Genomic DNA, 14,083 nt, shown 5'->3' on the forward strand with positions numbered 1-14,083 from the left:
GCCGCTTCGCTCAGCACCTTGAGGTGACGGTTCGGAGTGGACCCGACAACAGCGGACACGCGCCCGGAGGCGGAGCGGACACGCGTCAAATATGCTGCAGGTCACATCGTCTGTCTGTCACAGTTCGCCGGCCGGCCCGGTCAATAGTGTGAATCCGCACTACGGCGAGGGAGCACACCATGGATGCACGTCTCAACTACTTCGGCAATGCGCTCGGGGCCAAGGTTCTGAAGCACATCAACTCGGCCAACAAGGTGGTTTCGGCCTCAACGTTGCCGCACACGACACAGGAGCTGGTGAAGATCCGCGCGAGCCAGATCAACGGCTGCGGCTTCTGTACCGACATGCACACCAAGGATGCCGCCCACGCGGGCGAGTCCGTTCAGCGACTCAACCTGGTGGCGGCCTGGCGGGAGGCCACGGTCTTCACCGACGCCGAACGTGCGGCGCTGGAGCTGACGGAACAGGGCACCCGGCTCGCCGACGCCGCCGGCGGGGTCACCGACGACGTCTGGGCGAACGCTGCCGAGCACTTCGACGAGGACCAACTGGCCGCACTGGTATCCCTCATCGCCGTCATCAACGCCTACAACCGCATCAACGTCATCAACCAGCAGCCCGCTGGGAGCTATCAGCCCGGCCAGTTCGGCTGAGCCGCCCGGCTGGGTTCGTCATGAGCCGGGCACCCCGTCGGTGCCCGGTCGCGTTCCCGTGACTGTTCATCAGTGCTGACCGGGCAGGGTACGGATCTGTGACATGTACGGCGGTCCGCGGACAGATTCATGCGATGTCACAACGGTGGCGCCAACGCTGTTCTCGGTGTGGTGAGTGGCCGGCATCACCGTCACGAAGGCATCCGCCGGGTTGCCGGCCCCTCGACAGGAAGAGATCCGGATGAGAGGTGCTGTTGCGCACCGGCTTGTCCGCGCCGGCGCCGCTCTCGCCAGGCCTGATCCGGGTCGGCCCGGTTGAACGGACGCCCCGCTCCGCTCCGCCGGTTTGTAGCATGAGGATGCTCAGACCGGAAAGGACCGACCATGCACGCTGGCGACGACGGTGCCTCCCTCGACCGGGCGGCGAAGGACTTCCTCGCAGTGCGCCCACAACTGTTCGGCATCGCCTACCGCGTGCTGGGCAGCGCGGTGGAGGCCGAGGACATCGTGCAGGACGCCTGGCTGCGCTGGCAGGGGGCCGACCGAGCGCAAGTCCTTGAGCCGTCGGCCTTCCTGACCACGGTCACCACGCGTCTGGCCATCAACTTCGCCCAGTCCGCCCGGGTACGGAGGGAGTCGTACGTGGGTCCGTGGCTGCCCGAACCGGTCAACACCAGTCTGGACCCGCAGGTGGGGGCGGAGCGGGCCGAGGCCCTGGAACTGGCGGTCCTGCTGCTCCTCGAGAAGCTGAACCCGGTGGAACGGGCCGCCTACGTCCTGCGCGAGGCCTTCGAGTACCCCTACCGGCTGGTCGCGCACATCCTGGAGACGACCGAACCCCACACCCGCCAGCTGGTCAGCCGGGCCCGCAAGCACCTGGCCGCCGAGCGCAGGGAGCAGGTCAGCTCCGCCGACCACCGGCGCCTGCTCGAGGTGTTCCTGGACGCCGCACGGACCGGGAATCTGACGGTGCTCGAACAGGTCCTCGCCGCAGACGTCGTCAGCTACTCCGACGGTGGTGGAGTACGCGGCGCTTCGAGGATCCCGGTCGTCGGACGTACGCACGTCTCCAAGTACCTCGTGGCGTTCGCGCCGCGCTTCTGGCCCCGGGCGCAGCTGCGGTGGGCGGAGGCCAACGGACGGCCGGTCCTGCTCGTCTCCTCCGCCGAAAACACCGTGGCCCTGCTGTCCGTGGACGTGTCCGCGGAGGGGATCGACCGGATCATGTGGGTCATGAATCCAGCCAAGTTGTCACCCTATGTGGCGTCCTTGCACGGCTGAACGCTCGTCCCGGCGTCTCGACAGCCGAGTCGTGGCCGTGCAGGTGTCGCAGGAGCGGCGGCTCGTCGCTCATCCAGCCATCCGGATACGGACTTCGGCCGAGCGGAGGCTGGGGCCGCCGGCCTGACGAGAAGAAAAGTTCAGAGATTCTTCCGGGTGCCTGTCACAAACACGGGGACCATCCGGTCTTTACTCAGTGAAGTCGTAAAGAAGCCGATGCCGAAGCGCTGACAGATCCCACACCGCGCGGGCGCGTCCAAGAATCTCCCGAGAGGATTTCCCTCATGAAGGTCGTAGTCATCGGCGGTACCGGACTCATCGGCTCGAAGCTGGTCGCCAAGCTCGAAGAACACGACCACGAGGCAGTACCGGCCGCACCCTCCACCGGTGTCAATACGCTGACCGGTGAGGGCCTCGCCGAGGTCCTCAAGGGCGCCCAGGTGGTGGTCGACGTGTCGAACTCCCCTTCGTTCGAGGACGACGCCGTCATGGAGTTCTTCCGTACCTCGACCACCAACCTCCAGAAGGCCGAGGCCGACGCCGGCGTGGCCCACCACGTCGCTCTGTCGGTGGTCGGCACCGAGCACTTGCGGGAGAGTGGCTACTTCCGCGCCAAGCAGGCTCAGGAAGACCTGATCAAGGCGTCCGGGATTCCGTACTCCATCGTCCACGCCACGCAGTTCTTCGAGTTCATGAAGGGCATCGCCGCCGAGGCGACCGACGGGGACACCGTGCGCCTGGCGCCGGTCAGGATCAGGCCCGTCCACTCCGACGATGTGGCCGCCACCGTGGGCCGCACGGCTGTCGGCAGCCCTGTCAACGGCCTGGTGGAGGTGGCAGGCCCTGACACGTTCCAGCTGGACGAGCTCATCCGCAAGAGCCTTGCCGCGAAGAACGACCCGCGCACCGTGGTGACGGATCCGCACGCCACGTACTTCGGCGCCAGGCTCGGGGAGACCACGCTCCTGCCCGGTCCCGACGCGCACATCGCCGACACCCGCTTCACCGACTGGCTCGCCCAGCGGTCGTGAGCTCCCGGGGTGGCCCCGGTCGCAGGGCCACCCCCGCTTCGGCCGCTCGTCCCCTTTCGTCGTACGGAACCCATCCCGGTGGATTCCCGGTCCGGCCATTTCTGGATTCCGCCCCCATTCGGCATCCAACGCACAGGAAATCGGTTCGCCATGCCCAAATTCGGCAATCCGACCACGGATTTCCGCAGCCCGTACGAGCAGCTGCCCCTCGGCCTGTCCGCGGTCAGGATCGACCGGTCCGACACCTGACCCACGGACGCCCGCCAGTGCTCGGACGTCATTCCCGGACATTCGACGCGCCGCTACCCCATGTCCACCGCACCACCGACACAGGACGCGTGATGACTTCAACCTCCGACACCCCACTCGCCGTCGCGGCCACCGCACAGTCTCTGGCCGCGGAGGCGTTCTCGCTCCAGTCCCGTATCGCCGATCTGCGCGAAAGACTCGCTCTGCTCAACCTGCAGATGCAGGCCGTGTCCGACACTCTGCACCGGCTTCGGGCCGTCGGCTCCGGGGAAGCGCCCCTGGGCGGCCCGGACGTCACCGGGAAGGCCGTCGCGCCGTGTTCCACCCGGTTCCAGGCATCTGCGAAGTGTGCTGGTTCCGGCTCGGCCCGTCACATCGAGCAGGTGTGAAACACCGTGGGGCGACCCGGTCTCTCGTCAACACGAGGGTGTTCCTGCCTATGATGTCCGGCAGGACCCAACGTTGGAACCAGGCAACACACCGAGGGAAGCCGGGCGCGGACGCGACCACAAAGGGTTGAGGACGAGAGGAACACATGGTCTCTGTAACCCATACGGCACATGACATCGAGGTCACCGCAGAGAGCCTGCAGGAGGACCTGGCCCGTCTGAGTGTCCAGAAGCAGGCATTGGAGCGGGAGCTGGCTGCGGTCGTCGCCCATCTCGGCTCCGTCCAGCGAGCTCTCGGCGCCCTTCAGACCCTGATGTCCCCCGCCGGATCGGCACCTCCCGACACCGCGCCCACCCCCGGGGCCGGGACTGCCGCACGCGTGGAAGCGCTGCCGAAGTCGCCTGTGGTGGATCCGGACGACGTCGCGGCAACGGCCGGACGCCCCGCCCAGGATGCTCATTCCACGGCTGTGCCCGAGGAACACGGCCCTGCGCCGGAGTCCTCCGCCGAAACGGGCGGGCAGAAGCAGTACGGCAGGCTCACCGAACAGATCCTGGACTACTTCGCCGGAGTGGGCGACGCCGAGGTACGCGCACGGGATGTCGCCGCGGCGCTCGGCCGCGCCACGGACAGTGGCAGCATCAACGCTGTCCGGAGCACCCTCGACCGCTTGGTCGGTACATCTCGGATCCGCCGCACGGGCCGTGGCCTGTACCGTGCCGTGCAGGTGCCCTGAAGATCACTCCCGCTTCCCCTCCCCCTGCGGCGTCGTGTCACAGGGGGTTCACATGCCGAGAGGGGCTTGCGCGCCCCGTGCCGGGCCACGCGCCACGCGAAAGGTGTCAAACAGTGTGACTGTGTGGCTGCCTGGGCGTCTGTGGGCTCACCGGGGTGAGAGACTTGCCGGCAAGGGCCGGAACGCCGTGGTCGTTTCTTGATCGAAGAGGTTCGCGGGGAGACGTCATGGACCGACATGCGCAGCTGGTGGATTTCGTGTCCGAGGCGCCCGAGCCTCGCGCGCTGGACGTCGACTGGATCCACGGATCGCCGTCGGCGAAGCACAACAACGATCCCGATATCCAGGTCCACGCATACGACGAGCACACGTTCATCCTGCGCCAGAACATGGCGGTCGACTATGAGGCGCCGTTCCTGTTCCTGATCTTCGGCAACGCCCGCGCCGTGCTCATCGACACCGGAGCCACCGAGTCCGCCGAGTTCTTCCCGCTGCGCCGGGTTGTCGATGACCTGATCGGGCGTTGGCTGGCCGAGCACCCCCGGGACGACTACACCCTGCTCGTCCTGCACACCCACGCCCACAGCGACCACGTCGCGGGCGACGCCCAGTTCGCCGACCGCCCCCGCACCACGGTCGTCGGGGCGGATCTGAACAGTGCCTGGGAGTACTTCGGATACGCCGACGCCCCCGACCGGGTGGCCCGGGTCGACCTCGGTGGACGAGTGCTGGAGTGCCTCGCCACCCCCGGCCACCACGAGGCGGCCGTCACGTACTACGACCCGCACACCGGCATTCTGCTCACCGGTGACACGGTGTATCCCGGGCGGTTGTACGTAGCGGACTGGGCTGCCTTCGGCAGAACCGTCGACCGCTTGATCGCGTTCGCCGGCACCCGGCCGGTCACCCACGTCCTCGGCTGCCACATCGAGATGACCAACGAGCCCGGCGTGGACTATCCGGTCCTGACCACCTACCAGCCGGACGAGCCACCCTTGCAGATGACCACCGGCCAACTGCGCGACATCCGCGAAGCGATCGATGAGATCGGCGGCCGGCCCGGACGGCATCCCTTCCCCGGCTTCGTCATCTGCAACCGAGGCGGGTAGGCAGTCGCGGGCCCCGATCGCTCCGCCGCGGTCGACTCCCGTGACCTGAGCAGGCGAACACCGCCTGAGGCGTCTCGTCTCCGCACGGTCCTGACCACGTCCATCGTCCGCCGACGTCGACGACCGCCCGCCCGCCCATGCGTGCGTGCGTGCGTGCGTGCGTGCGTGCGTGCGTGCGTGCGGCAAGGACACCTGGCCAGGCTCCGGGACCGCAAGGACGCCGGGCCCGTGCTGCCGGCTTTTCTGCTCGACCTCGGCTGGACCCGGTTCAGCTCCCCACTGGCCCCGGTACGGACCGGCTCCGGGAGACGCGGAAGTGCCCGCCGCGGCCGTCCCGGGCGTGACCCCGCCGGGTCACCCGAGGTGCGGGCGGGCCGTGGGTGTGGGTAAGTGGCAGCGAGCCCCGCAGTCCCCACGTACCGCCGACGCCCCACCCACCCTGGAGTGCGCGCATGCCCGACGCCGTCCCGGACCCGGTCGCGGTCCAGCCCGTAGTCGCCCCGCTCACGAGCGCCGCGCTGATTCTGGTCGGCACGATCGAACCGGGGGGCGAGGCCGCCGTACGCGAGGTGCTGCCGGACGTCGCGGCGGTCTCCCGCTCGATCGGTTTCCGCTACCCGCGGGCGGAGCTGGCCTGTGTGACGGCTTTCGGCTCCGCGGCCTGGGACCGGCTGTTCGCGGGGCCGCGTCCGGCGCGGCTGCACCCGTTCCAGGAACTGCGGGGCCCGCGCCACCACGCCCCGGCGACCCCGGGTGATGTGCTCTTCCATGTCCGGGCCGAGCGGATGGACATCTGCTACGAGTGGGCGCGGCAGCTGCTCGAACGGCTCGACGGAGCCGTACGGATCGTCGACGAGACCCAGGGCTTCCGCTATCTCGACCACCGGGACCTGCTCGGCTTCGTGGACGGCACCGAGAACCCGGTGGGTGACGACGCGCGGTCGGCCGCCCTGGTCGGCGACGACGACCCCGGTTTCGCGGGCGGCAGTTATGTCGTCGTGCAGAAGTATCTGCACGACCTGACGGCCTGGAACGCGCTGCCCGTCCAGGAGCAGGAACGCGTCATCGGCCGCACCAAGTTCGACGACGTCGAACTGTCCGACGACGTGAAGCCCGCCGACTCCCATGTCGCCCTCAACACGATCACCGACCCGGACGGCACGGAGCGCGACATCCTGCGCGCGAACATGCCCTTCGGGAGCTTCGGGCAGGGCGAGTTCGGCACGTACTTCATCGGTTACGCGGCCGACCCCGATGTGACGGAGCGCATGCTCCGCAATATGTTCCTCGGCGATCCGCCCGGTACCCACGACCGCATTCTCGACTTCTCCACCGCGGTCACCGGCACGCTCTTCTACGCCCCCGGCGCCGATTTCCTCGACGCCCCGCCGCCCTCGCCCGCGCTTGCCGGGATCGCGGCCCAGCCGGAGCCGGCGACCGCGCCGGTACGGCGGGCCCCGGCCCCGGCGGTCCCGGACAACGGTTCGCTGCGCATCGGCAGCCTGCAAGAAAGCGCCCAGCGATGAACAACCTCCACCGCGAACTCGCGCCCGTCACGGAAGCCGCCTGGGACCAGATCGAAGAGGAGGCCCGGCGCACCTTCAGCCGTCATCTCGCGGGCCGCCGGGTGGTCGATGTCACCGACCCGGACGGGCCCGCGCTGGCCGCGATCGGCGACGGCCACCTCCGTGACATCGACCCGCCCACCCCCGACGTACTGGCACGGGCCCGCACCTCGATGCCGGTCATCGAGTGGAAGGTGCCGTTCACGGTGACGCGCGCGGCGGTGGACGATGTCGAGCGGGGCTCCGACGACAGTGACTGGCAGCCCGTCAAGGACGCGGCCCGCACCTGTGCGTTCGCCGAGGACATGGCCATCATCGACGGCTACCCGGCGGCCGGGATCACCGGCCTGCGGGACGGCTCCTCGCACGCCCCGCTGGCGCTGCCCGCCGACGCGCGGGACTACCCGGCGGCGGTCAGCCAGGCGCTGACGCGGCTGCGGCTCGCGGGGGTCGACGGACCGTACCGGCTGCTGCTCGGTGCCGACGCGTTCACCGAGGCAACCGAGACCTCCGACCACGGCTATCCGGTCGCCACCCACCTGGGACGCCTGCTGGACGACCAGATCCTGTGGGCGCCCGCCGTCACGGGCGGAGTGCTGCTCTCCACGCGTGGTGGCGACTTCGAACTGCGGCTGGGCCAGGACCTGTCGATCGGTTACCAGGACCACGACGCCACCAGCATCCGGCTCTACTTCCATCAGGCGTTCACCTTCCGGATGCTGACGCCGGAGGCCGCGGTCCCGCTCATCGCCTGAGCGGTCCGCGGCCCGGGGTCCGGATCAGCGGCGGGGGCCGGTGGCCTTGACCGTCCAGCTGAGCTCGTCGCCGCTCAGGGCCCGTACGGCGGGGTCGCGGATCGCGTCCGTACGGTCCACGAAGGTGACGGTCACCGTGTGGCGGCGGCCGTCGTGGCGTACGCCGAGCGCGAGGGGGGTGACGGTCGTACGTCCCCGGGCGGAGACCTTCTCCTTGCCGTCGACGTACCAGCGCAGGTCGGGTGCGGCCAGGGCCTTGCCCGCCCCGGGCCGGCCGTGCCGGTCCGTGCCGCCGAGGCCCGCGGTGCTCACCGTGATCCGGTGGCCGGGCGCGAGGGTGCTGCCCGCCGCGCGGGTGCTGCTCAGCGCGCTGCCCGCGCGGTAGAAGCCCGCGATCATCGCCTCGCGGCCGGGCAGGTTGAACTCGGTGTTGCTCAGCTCGCGCATCAGGGAGCTGGCGGTGGGCCGGTAGATACCGAACGGATAGTACGAGCTGCCCTCGAAGGTGCCGACCGTGCCGCCCGCCGGGTCGGTCTGTCCCAGCCAGCGGTACCACTTGGCGCGCTTCTCGGTGAGCTGCGCGGGGGTGTAGGTGGTGGAGTTGAGGTCGGCCGGCTCACCACCGGTCCAGGTGCCGTAGGAGTCGTAGGTGTACTCGTCGGCCAGGAGTCCGACGGAGTGGCCTATCTCGTGGGCGGCGATGAGGCTGGAGGAGGCGTTGTCGGAGGAGAGGGTGGAGACCCCGTTGAACGGGTAGCCCTCGGCGGTGAGTCCGGAGTAGCCGGCGCCGCCGTACTTGGTGGAGTTGGAGAGGACGACCACGAGGTCGGCGGCGGGGGCCTTGGCCGCGTACGACGCCACCTTGTCGATGTCGGCGCAGATCAGCCGCTCGATGCCGTCGCACCAGAAGCCGCTGCCGAGGGCCGTGTCCCGGACCACGTCCGCGGTCGGGTCGCCACTGATGCCGGACTCCTTGGAGACGGCGTCGACGGTCCAGACGTTGAACAGGCCCTGGTAGCTCCTGTACGGCTCGATGGCCGTGATGTCGGCCCACTTGGCGGTGGCGTCCGCGTGGAAGTCGCCCTGCTGGCCGGCCGTGTAGCCGTCGCCGACGATGACGACGTCGAGGCGGTCCTCGCTGGGTCCGGTCACCGCCTGCCGTCCGAGCGCACCGTCCGTGCGCGCCTCGGCGGCGGTGAGCGGCGTCGTGCCGCGGCGGGCCTTCGCGCTCCGGGCGGGCCCGTCGGACGGAACCCGCGTGGTGTGTCCGCTGCCGCCGGCCTGGGGGAAGTACTCGACCGTGAGGCCGCCCGGTCCGTCTCCGGAGCCCGGAGCGGCCACGGACGAATCCCCGGAGGAGGCAGTGGCGGAGGCCGGGGACACGGCGGCGGCCAGCAGACCGGCGAGTGCCAGACCGGCCACGGCGCCCGCGGTGCGACGCCTGGCGAGGCGTATGTGCATGGACAACTCCTTCGAATCCGCGCGGCCTTCGGGCGGGCGCGCAGGGCGAGTGGGCACACCCGTGACATAACTCGGATGTTAAGTAGAATTAATGTTCGGCTTAACCTAAGGGCGGAAGCGCCGCGCAACAAGGTCCCCGGGCCTGCGGGTTGATACTCATGACCGGGCCGACGACCGTGTCCGGGACGCAGGACGACGCGAAGAGGGTGACGCAGTGGCCGAACAGCACACGCCGGGACGGGGGTCCGGGCGCGGTCCGTCCGACGATCCCGGAGCCGTCGGCCGACGCGTCCAGCGCCTGCGCGCGGAGCGCGGTCTCACCCAGCGGCAGCTGGCCGAGCCGTCCTACACCCCCGCGTACATCTCCACCCTGGAGGCGGGCCGGGTCCGGCCCTCGGAGGCGGCCGTACGCCATCTCGCCGAGCGGCTCGGCGTCAGTTACGAGGAGCTGGCCACGGGACGCCCCGCAGCCCTGGCCACCGGAGTGCGCGAGCGGCTCGTCGAGGCCCAGCGCACCCTGGCCACCGGCGCGGCCGAGGACGCCGCGGCGTCCTACCGGGCGCTGCTCGCCGAGGCCGGGCGGCTGGGTCTCGACGGCGAACGCGCCACCGCGCTGCTGGGCCTGGGCCAGTGCGCCCTGGAGACCGGGGACCTGCCCGCCGCCCTGCGGCACTTCGAGGCGGCCGAGAAGCTGCTCGCCGACGCACCCCTGCCCCAGCGCGCCCCGGCCGTCCGCGGCCGAGCGGTCGCCCATCTGCTGGCGGGCGAACTGCGCTACGCCTGCTACCTGCTGGAGAGCGCCGTCGACGAGCTCAACGCCTCCGGGCTCCAGGACCCCAACGCCCTCCTGCTCCTCTACACGGCATCGATCGCGCCCTACATGGACATGGGCGCGCACGCCCGCGCCGCGCAGGCCGGTGAACTGGCCCTGGCCCTGGCCCCCCGCGTCTCCGACCCCGAGTTGGTCGCCGGGCTGCACCGTCAGGTCGCCCGGACCCTGATCGCCGCGGGCCGTACGGCGGAGGCCGACGCCTCGCTCGCCAAGGCCGCCGAGATCTATCAACAGCTCCAGATCCGCACCGAGATGGCGCACTGCCACTGGATGCGCGGCTATGTGCGCGCCCAGGGCGGCGACCTGTCCGGCGCGGAGAGCGAACTGCGCGCCGCCCGCGACATGCTGGCGTCCAAACGGGCCGCCCTGTACACCGCGCAGGTCGAGGTGGAGCTGGCCGATGTGCTGCGCAGGCAGGGCAGATCACGCGAAGCCCAGGAGCTGCTGCACCGGCTGCTCGGCGAACTGCACCCGGACCGGGGCTCGGTCCACGCGGGCGGCGCGCACCGGCTGCTCGGGCTGATCTGCGAGGCGAACGGCGAGCGGGAAGCGGCCGAGGAGCACTACGTCACCGCGCTCGCCCTGCTGGAGCGGGCGGGCGCGGCGGGAGATCTGGCGGACATCTGCCGTCTGCTGGGCGATCTGCTGCGCGGGGCGGGCCGTACGGAGGCGGCGATGGACGCGTACCGCACGGGGCTGGGCCACCGGGCGTCCCCCGGCAGCACCACGCTCGGCCCGGCGCCGGTGGTGCCGCGGCCCGCCCCGGACGGGGCGGCACCGGAGACCGGCTGACGGCACGTCCGGCCGACGCCGACGACCCCTCCCGACTCCTGTCCGCCCCGCCCGCCCCGCTCGCCCCGCTCGTATGCTCGGTGCCATGAACAGCGGACCGCCCCACGGCGTCCCGGCGTCCGGCGGCACGCTCCGGGAGATCCTGGCGTTCGACGACAGCGGGACGCTGCGGCTGCTGCTGGCGCCCTCCGGGCAGGACATCGAGGTCCGGGGCGTCGCGTTCGGCGACGAGGAGGCGGACCGGTCCGCCGAGGCTCACATCGTCCTGGCGGTCGGGGCATCGGCTGCCCAGGCCGAGGCGGCGGAGCCGGTGCGCCGGGCGGCCCGGCAGGGCGCCTGCGCCGTGGTGCTGCGCGAGGCGGAGGGTGCGGCCACGGCACCGGAAGTGCTGGCCGCGGCCGAGGAGTCGGGGATCGCGCTGCTGGCCCGCGCGGTGTGGACGGACTGGACCGACACGGCGACGCTGCTGCGCTCCGCGCTCGCGTACGGCTGGGCCGGCCGGAACGACGGCGCGGTGGCGGACGACGGTCCGGCGGGCGGGCTGAGCGCGCTCGCCGCCTCCATCGCCGAGTCCACCGGCGGCTCGATCACCATCGAGGACACCCGCTTCCGGGTGCTGGCCCACTCCGCCACCCGGCCCGAGGCCGACGGCGTACGCCGGTCCACCATCCTGGGCGGCCGGGTTCCCGAGTGGCGCGTGGCCGAGCTGCGCCGCAGCGGGATTCTGCGGAACCTGTGGACCTCGCGGGACGTCATCCACCGCCCGGCCGACGGCGACAGCCCGGAGCGCCTGATCATCGCCGTGCGCAACGGCACCGAAGTGCTCGGTTCGATCTGGGCGGCCGCGGACGGCCGCCCGCTGTCCCCCCGGGCCGGGGAGGCGCTGCGCCGCGCCGCCGGGGCCGCAGCGCCCCATCTGGTACGGCACCGGCTGCGCGAGAGCGGTGCCGTACGCCGCCGGGACCACGCCCTGCGCGGACTGCTGTACGGCCGGGGGGACCGCCGTACGCATGCCTGGTCGCTGGGCCTGGCACCGGACGAGCCGTGTGCGGTACTGGCGGTGGTGCCCGACCCCGGCGCCGGTTCACCGTCGCGGGCCGACCGCGCCCTGGACGTGCTCGCCCTCCAGGCCGCCGCGTACCGTCGCACGGTGCTGGTCCTGCGCGAACGGGCCCGGCTGCTGGTCCTGCTGCCCGCCGACCGCGGGCAGGACCGGGAAGCGCTCGCGCTGGCCCGGGAGCTGGACCGGGTCGCGACGTCGTTGCCCGGCGGTGTTCCCGTCCGGATCGGGGCCGGGTCCGTGGCCGCGTCCGCCCCGGGCGCCGCCGGCTCGTGCGAGGAGGCCGTGCTCGTCGTACGGGTGCTGCGTGAACGGGAGCGGCGCGGCGCCGACGGGGTTCCGCTCCGGTACGCCGGAGCGTCGGGGGTGCGCACGGCCCTCGATGTCCTGCGCATGCTGGACGCCGTACGGCCCCTGTGGGACTCGGGCGGCGGGCCGGTGCACGATCTTGTACGCGCCGATCTCGCGACCGGCGGCGAACTGGTCCGCTCGATCGCCGCCCACCTCGACGCCTCGGGCGATGTGGCGAGGGCTGCGCTCCGGCTCACGGTGCATCCCAACACCCTGCGGTACCGGCTGCGGCGCGCACGGGAGCGCTTCGGTGTCGATGTGGACGACCCGGACACCCGGCTGCTCCTCTCGCTGGCCGTGCGCCTGACGGGTGACGTTTGAGCGGTTCGGTACGTTTCCGTACGGCGGTTGCCCGTGCGGCCAGGGATTGCCGCCAGTCTTGGTCCTTCCCGACAAAGACCTGTGGGGCCGTCATCACCGACTCTCGCCGTATGACACAGACTTCCTTCCGGAACACCGGTACGCGCCCGGCCGCCAGGTTCGACGACGCCGTCCGCGCGGCCGTCGAGCAGGGGCTGCTGGGCGAGCGCGGCGCCGTCGTGGGCTTCATCGACATCGATGGCGTACGCGAGAGTGTCGCCGCGCTGCGGGACGCGTTCGCCGCGACGCCCGATGTGCTCCACACGTTCGCGGCGAAGGCCGCCTCCCTGATTCCGGTACTGCGGCTGCTGGCCGACTGCGGGATGGGGTGCGAGGTGGCCGGCCCCGGTGAGCTGCGGCTCGCCCTGGACGCCGGGTTCGCGCCCTCGGCCATCGTTCTGGACTCCCCCGCCAAGACGCGTGAGGAGCTCCGGCTGGCGCTCGCGCTGGGCGTGGCGGTCAACGCCGACAGCCTCCAGGAACTGCGGCGGATCGACGAACTGCGCTCCCGTGACACCGTGTCCGTCCTCGGGCTGCGGGTCAATCCACAGGTGGGCGGTGGTTCCATCGGGGCGATGAGCACGGCGACGGCCACGTCCAAGTTCGGGGTGGCGCTGCGCGACGCGGGGGCCCGCGAGGCCGTCGTCCAGGCGTTCGCGGACCGGCCGTGGCTGACCCGGCTGCATGCCCATGTCGGCTCCCAGGGCTGCCCGTTGGAACTCATCGCGGCCGGGATCGCGGAGACGTACCGGCTGGCCGAGGAGATCAACGAGCGGCTGGGAACCCGGCGGATCACCAGCCTCGACATCGGCGGCGGGCTCCCGGTCAACTTCGACGACGAAACGGTCCGTCCCACCTGCGCCGACTACGTGGCCGCCCTCACGGAAGCGGTGCCCGGTCTCTTCGACGGCCGCTATGCGCTCGTCACCGAGTTCGGCCGGTCCCTGCTCGCGAAGAACGGCTTCATCGGTGCTCTGGTGGAGTACACGAAGGACGCGGGCGGACGCCGTATCGCGCTCACCCATGCGGGTGCGCAGACCGCCACCCGTACCGTCCTCATGCCCGACGCCTGGCCCTTGCGGGTCGGCGCGTTCGGCGCGGACGGGCGCCCGAAGGAAGGGCCGGCGCTGGCCCAGGACATCGCGGGCCCGTGCTGCTTCGCCGGGGACGTGGTGGCGCACGGCCGGGAGCTGCCGGAGCTGCACGAGGGCGACTTCGTGGTGCTGTACGACACGGGGGCCTACTACTTCTCCACCCCGTGGGCGTACAACAGCCTGCCGCGGCCCGCCGTGTACGGCTTCCGGGCCGCGGCGGCCGACGGTTCCACCGATGTGGTGTTCGCCCCGGTGCGGGACGCCCAGTCGCTGGACTCGATCGCGGCGGAGAGCGGTCTCGCCCACGCGAACGCGCTGATCGAGCCCGGTGGCGCGTCGTCCCGGCCCTCGTGACGGGCCGGAC

12 protein-coding genes are annotated in these 14,083 nt (G+C 71.3%); 11 read left to right on the forward strand and 1 reads right to left on the reverse strand.

Features of this window, described 5'->3' with window-relative positions; translation table 11 throughout:
• Window positions 1–179: 179 nt before the first annotated feature.
• From OG251_RS42490 to OG251_RS42525, 8 genes are all read left to right on the forward strand, one after another.
• Window positions 180–653: a carboxymuconolactone decarboxylase family protein gene (locus OG251_RS42490; protein ID WP_326682615.1), complete on the forward strand. Its 474-nt coding sequence runs from the start codon at window positions 180–182 to the stop codon at window positions 651–653.
• A 384-nt stretch (window positions 654–1,037) separates the two neighbouring features.
• On the forward strand, window positions 1,038–1,934 hold the full coding sequence (locus OG251_RS42495; RefSeq protein WP_326682616.1) for an RNA polymerase sigma-70 factor: 897 nt from the start codon (window positions 1,038–1,040) through the stop codon (window positions 1,932–1,934).
• Between the two features lie 284 nt (window positions 1,935–2,218).
• Window positions 2,219–2,965 (forward strand): SDR family oxidoreductase, encoded by a 747-nt coding sequence (locus OG251_RS42500; RefSeq protein ID WP_326682618.1) that lies wholly within the window; start codon window positions 2,219–2,221, stop codon window positions 2,963–2,965.
• Between the two features lie 341 nt (window positions 2,966–3,306).
• Window positions 3,307–3,603, forward strand: a complete 297-nt coding sequence (locus OG251_RS42505) for a hypothetical protein (protein ID WP_326682619.1) — start codon at window positions 3,307–3,309, stop codon at window positions 3,601–3,603.
• A 146-nt stretch (window positions 3,604–3,749) separates the two neighbouring features.
• Window positions 3,750–4,340 (forward strand): hypothetical protein, encoded by a 591-nt coding sequence (locus tag OG251_RS42510; protein ID WP_326682620.1) that lies wholly within the window; start codon window positions 3,750–3,752, stop codon window positions 4,338–4,340.
• Window positions 4,341–4,567: 227 nt separating this feature from the next.
• Window positions 4,568–5,449: an MBL fold metallo-hydrolase gene (locus tag OG251_RS42515; RefSeq protein ID WP_326682621.1), complete on the forward strand. Its 882-nt coding sequence runs from the start codon at window positions 4,568–4,570 to the stop codon at window positions 5,447–5,449.
• Between the two features lie 452 nt (window positions 5,450–5,901).
• Window positions 5,902–6,975: a Dyp-type peroxidase gene (locus OG251_RS42520; protein ID WP_326682622.1), complete on the forward strand. Its 1,074-nt coding sequence runs from the start codon at window positions 5,902–5,904 to the stop codon at window positions 6,973–6,975.
• On the forward strand, window positions 6,972–7,769 hold the full coding sequence (locus tag OG251_RS42525; RefSeq protein WP_326682623.1) for a family 1 encapsulin nanocompartment shell protein: 798 nt from the start codon (window positions 6,972–6,974) through the stop codon (window positions 7,767–7,769). The genes OG251_RS42520 and OG251_RS42525 overlap by 4 nt, the downstream gene beginning before the upstream one ends.
• A 24-nt stretch (window positions 7,770–7,793) precedes the next feature.
• Here the strand turns inward: OG251_RS42525 and OG251_RS42530 are convergent, their stop codons facing one another.
• Window positions 7,794–9,230, reverse strand: a complete 1,437-nt coding sequence (locus OG251_RS42530) for a M64 family metallopeptidase (protein WP_326682624.1) — start codon at window positions 9,228–9,230, stop codon at window positions 7,794–7,796.
• Window positions 9,231–9,444: 214 nt separating this feature from the next.
• On the opposite strand from OG251_RS42530, the gene OG251_RS42535 reads away from it, so the two are divergent.
• The 3 genes from OG251_RS42535 (at window position 9,445) to OG251_RS42545 (ending at window position 14,073) form a co-directional block, all read left to right on the forward strand.
• A complete protein-coding gene (locus OG251_RS42535; protein ID WP_326682625.1) occupies window positions 9,445–10,854 on the forward strand; it encodes a helix-turn-helix domain-containing protein in 1,410 nt (469 codons plus the stop codon).
• An 85-nt stretch (window positions 10,855–10,939) separates the two neighbouring features.
• Window positions 10,940–12,586: a helix-turn-helix domain-containing protein gene (locus tag OG251_RS42540; protein ID WP_326682626.1), complete on the forward strand. Its 1,647-nt coding sequence runs from the start codon at window positions 10,940–10,942 to the stop codon at window positions 12,584–12,586.
• 110 nt (window positions 12,587–12,696) lie between these two features.
• Window positions 12,697–14,073, forward strand: coding sequence for a diaminopimelate decarboxylase (locus OG251_RS42545; protein WP_326682627.1), 1,377 nt, complete (start codon window positions 12,697–12,699; stop codon window positions 14,071–14,073).
• Window positions 14,074–14,083: the final 10 nt, after the last annotated feature.

Origin of the sequence: Streptomyces sp. NBC_01237, from assembly GCF_035917275.1 — a bacterium.
In the GTDB taxonomy this organism is placed as follows: domain Bacteria; phylum Actinomycetota; class Actinomycetes; order Streptomycetales; family Streptomycetaceae; genus Streptomyces.